Source organism: Albidovulum sp., from assembly GCF_049646345.1.
Classification (GTDB): Bacteria; Pseudomonadota; Alphaproteobacteria; order Rhodobacterales; family Rhodobacteraceae; genus Albidovulum.
Map to the genome: position 1 here is coordinate 1 of NZ_JBARVQ010000872.1, position 3,779 is coordinate 3,779.

Sequence of the window (3,779 nt, forward strand, 5' to 3'; positions counted from 1 at the left end):
GGCGATCCTCGTCCTCGTGGTCTCTGACAGCCCTGCCGCTTTTTATCTGGATGGGCGAGATCCTCTATCGAACCCGGCTGTCCGAGGACATGTTCCGGGGACTCTCACCCTGGATGGCGCGGCTGCCCGGGGGGCTTTTGCACACCAATGTGGTGGGCTGCACTGTCTTCGCCGCCGTCTCAGGTTCATCGGCGGCGACGCTGACAACGGTCGGTAAAATGTCCATCCCGGAACTGATGAAACGCAACTACCCTGAACCGATGGTAATCGGCACGCTTGCCGGGGCGGCGACGCTGGGCCTGATGATCCCGCCCTCGCTGACGCTGATCGTCTACGGCGTGACGATCAACGAAAGCATCTCCAAGCTCTTCATGGCGGGTATCTTCCCCGGGCTCGTGCTCGCCTCGATGTTCATGGGCTATATCGCGATATATTCGAAGCTGTCGTCCCGCTTCGAACCGACGCCGGAACCGGTGACGACCCTTGCCGAAAAGCTGAAAAACTCGCGCTTCCTGATCCCTGTTCTTTTGCTGATCACACTGGTGATCGGCTCCATGTATCTCGGCTTCGCGACCGCGACCGAGGCGGCGACCTTCGGGGTTCTGGGCGCCATGGCTCTGGCGGCAGCACAGGGCTCGCTCAACTGGCAGAGCGTGAAGGAAAGCCTGATGGGGGCAACGCGCACCTCGGCGATGATCGCGCTGATCCTTGCCGGGGCCGCGTTCCTGTCCTTGTCGATGGGCTTCACCGGCCTGCCGCGCGCGCTGGCCACATGGATCGGCTCGCTGGGGCTGACCAAGCTGGAACTGCTGATGGCGCTTCTCGTATTCTACATCGTGCTGGGCTGTTTCCTTGACGGTATCTCCTCGGTCGTTCTCACCATGGCGGTGGTGGAGCCGATGATCCGACAAGCGGGCATCGACATCATCTGGTTCGGCATCTTCATCGTCGTCGTGGTCGAGATGGCGCAGATCACCCCGCCCATCGGCTTCAACCTTTTCGTGCTGCAGGGCATGACCGGGCATGAGATGAACTTCATCTCCAAAGCGGCGATCCCGATGTTTCTGATCATGGTTGTGATGGTCTTTGTCCTGATCGCCTTTCCCGGTCTGGCGACATGGCTGCCGGAAAACATCATCCAGCGACCGGGCGGATAGAGGGGTGTGAGCCTGCCTGTCACAACCCTGACCCTCGCCGCACGGCATGGGCGGTTACTACTGATTGGCGGACTGATCGCGGGCGCGCTTATGCCCGCCCTCGCATCGGCATTGAAACCGTGGCTGCAGGAACTGGTGGCACTGCTTTTGTTCCTTGCCGCCTTGCGGGTCGGCCCTGACCGGGTCACAGGTTCGCTGCGCAGCGCAGGGTCGACGCTGGGTCTGACCCTGCTCTATCAACTGCTCCTCCCGCTCGCAGCCGCAATGCTTGTCCTTGTATGCGGCCTGGCCAATACGCCCGCCGCCCTGGCAGTCGTGCTGATGCTCTCGGCCCCGTCGATCTCGGGCAGCCCCAACCTCGCCATCCTGTCCGGCGCCGATCCCGCCCCGGCCTTTCGCCTGCTGATTGTCGGGACGGCCCTGTTGCCGCTGACCGTCCTGCCGGTGTTTCACGTCATGCCGATGCTGGGAAGCGGTGGGCAGGTCGTCCATTCCGCCGGGCGGCTTCTTCTGGTGATCGCTGGTGCGGCACTGGCCGCGTTCACCCTGCGCCGGACGATTCTGCGGCAGTTTGATGCGCGGGGCATCGCGGCGCTCGACGGCGCTTCGGCGCTGACCATGGCTGTCGTGGTCATAGGCCTGATGTCCGCAGTGGGTCCGGCCTTGCGAACAGCGCCCATCTCACTCCTGTTCTGGATCGGCTTCGCATTCCTGGTGAATTTCGGCTTTCAGATCGCGGCTGCGTTGCTGCTGCGCATTTCAGATGCGCCACAGGGGCTTCCTGCCAAAGCCATTGTCGCGGGGAACCGCAATATCGCGCTTTTCCTCGTAGCGCTGCCGCCCGCGACAACCGATCAACTGCTCATGTTCATCGGCTGCTACCAGATCCCGATGTATACGACACCGCTGGTGCTCTCGGCTTTCTACCGCCGCATGGCGCGCGGCTGAAACCTCACCGGCACAGACGTGTTACGTCGACACGACGTAATCCGTGATCCGCCCCCGAAAGTAGGTCTCGTACCCCGACGGATAGACATAGCCCACCTCACCCGTCGAGGGGATACGACGGTTGCCGATCCAGGCGTAGCCGCCAAACTGGCCACGCCAGTCATAACTCGCGAGGTTTCCGTCCGCATCGCGGGCCGGACGGCCAGAGGCTTCCATCCTGACAATGTCGCCTGTCGCATCGAAGCGGAAGGTCACGCGGGCTGTCCCCTCCTGCACGGTCATCCGCACTTCCGCGCTGTCCGGTCCTGTCACCCGCCATGCCAGATCGGGATTGCCCAGAATTGCATCCGGTGCCCAGGGCAGTTCGGCAAGATAGCGATAGGCTTCCCCCAACGTGACATCTGTGCCTTCCGCCTTGGCAATGGGAACGGTTCCGAACAACCAGACCTTCAGCCATCCTTCGGAACCGATATACGCATCGAGCACACGTATCCAAAACGGGGACGCACCGGTCTGGCGCGCCTCCCACAAAAACCCCGCCCGGCCCAAGGCCACGACCTGCCAGGCAAGGAAGGACCGGAATGCCCCGCCCTTTCGCACCCTGAGCTCTCCGGCCTGGTGAAAGGTCGCAACGCGGTTGGGTCGAACTGGGTCGGCCCCGTTGCGGCGGGCAAAATCAGCGACCATTGAGGGAAGTGCAGCCTCAACATCACGAACCGGCGTGCTGTCCTGCAGCCGGGCGGCCAGCCCCAGGACATGCGCACGGTGCCGACGGCCCGCCGTGACCTGCGCCACGATAAGGGCCAGAGACACCAGGACAAGCACATATAATGCTGTCTCCATTCCCTCCCCGGCGTTCAAACCACCCTGCGGTGATTATGACGGTGCAACGGACGTATTGCCAGCAGAGCATTGCGGGCTGAACGGTTTCCCGCCACTTTCTTGATATCCAAGAAACTGCTCAACGATTTTCGTGAAAGGTTTAGCTTGCCTTGCGAGGGGGTTCGGCGCTTCATGGATGAAGGGAGGCACGCGACATCCGCTTTACGCCGCATCGGGCGGGTGCGCAACTGGCCGGAAAGCAGAGAAGGCGGCGGGTTCATTCAATGAACGACATAGCGTTTCTCTTGAACGGAACGCCGGTGACTGTGTCGGGGGAAAGCCCGACCCGGACACTTCTGGATTGGCTGCGCGAAACGCGTGGCCTGACGGGAACAAAGGAAGGCTGCAATGAGGGCGATTGCGGCGCCTGTACCGTCATGGTGAGTGACGATCAGGGAAGCCGCGCACTGAATGCCTGCATCCTCTTCCTGCCGCAGCTGCACGGGCGCGCGGTGCGCACGGTCGAGGGCCTGACCGGCCCGAAGGGCGAGGTGCATCCGGTGCAGACGGCGATGGTCGAAAAGCATGGCAGCCAATGCGGCTTCTGCACGCCGGGTTTCGTCATGTCGATGGCGGCGGCGCAGAAGAACGGCGCGACCGATCATGACGATTACCTCGCGGGCAATCTCTGCCGCTGCACCGGCTATGCACCGATCATCCGCGCCGCAGAGGCTGCGGCGGAAGCGCTCGTGCCGGACTGGATGGCCGAGGATCTGGGGGCGTTGGTCGGGGATGACGCCCCCTTCGCGCCCGCGACATCGGATGCGCTGGCGGAATGGTACGAGGACCATC

4 protein-coding genes are annotated in these 3,779 nt (G+C 62.8%); 3 read left to right on the forward strand and 1 reads right to left on the reverse strand.

Features of this window, described 5'->3' with window-relative positions; translation table 11 throughout:
- Window positions 1-1,157, forward strand: a 1,157-nt coding sequence (locus tag WBB85_RS22805) for a TRAP transporter large permease (protein WP_432640858.1), incomplete at its 5' end; no start/stop codon positions are given.
- A gap of 6 nt (window positions 1,158-1,163) precedes the next feature.
- Complete coding sequence (locus tag WBB85_RS22810; protein ID WP_432640859.1) at window positions 1,164-2,105, forward strand: hypothetical protein; 942 nt, start codon at window positions 1,164-1,166, stop codon at window positions 2,103-2,105.
- Window positions 2,106-2,126: 21 nt separating this feature from the next.
- On the opposite strand, the gene WBB85_RS22815 is transcribed toward WBB85_RS22810, so the two are convergent.
- The gene (locus tag WBB85_RS22815; protein ID WP_432640860.1) at window positions 2,127-2,948 is read right to left on the reverse strand and encodes a DUF6544 family protein; all 822 of its coding nucleotides are present in this window, start codon (window positions 2,946-2,948) and stop codon (window positions 2,127-2,129) included.
- 263 nt (window positions 2,949-3,211) lie between these two features.
- On the opposite strand from WBB85_RS22815, the gene WBB85_RS22820 reads away from it, so the two are divergent.
- Window positions 3,212-3,779 (forward strand): 2Fe-2S iron-sulfur cluster-binding protein (locus WBB85_RS22820; protein ID WP_432640861.1); only part of this gene is annotated, 568 nt, incomplete at its 3' end.